Source organism: Mesorhizobium sp. BHbdii (assembly GCF_053848045.1).
In genome coordinates, this window is sequence record NZ_JBSPKX010000268.1 from 1 (window position 1) to 418 (window position 418).

The 418-nt window shown below is 62.2% G+C and carries 1 protein-coding gene; it reads left to right on the forward strand.

Translation table 11 applies throughout. From position 1 onward, the window contains the following. A partial coding sequence (locus tag ACWTU8_RS32980; protein WP_455851396.1) for a hypothetical protein occupies positions 1-418 on the forward strand: 418 nt, incomplete at both ends.

The window sequence follows — 418 nt, forward strand, 5'->3', positions numbered from 1 at the left end:
GAATCCATCGCTTCGGGCCTTGGCAAGCAGTCGAGCCTGTGGCCGACCAGCATTTCGGGCGATTTCCCGATCTTCCTGGTCAGGATCGGCGATGTTGCCGATCTGGAAATCGTCGCCCAGGCGCTGCGCTTCCAGGAATATATGCGCACACGCGGCATGATGATCGACTTCGTCGTCGTCAATGAGCAGGCCTCGTCCTATGTCCAGGACCTGCAGCGTGCGGTCGAGACGCTATGCGAAAACAGCCGTCTGCGCGGCAAGGAACTCGGCCCTCGCCAGCACATTTTCGCGGTGCGCCGCGACTTGATGGAAGAGACCACCTACAAGACGCTGCTCGCGGTCGCCCGGGTGGTGCTGCACACACGCAACGGCACCATCTTCGATCAGATCGAACGGGCCGAGGCGGCCGCCTTGCAGG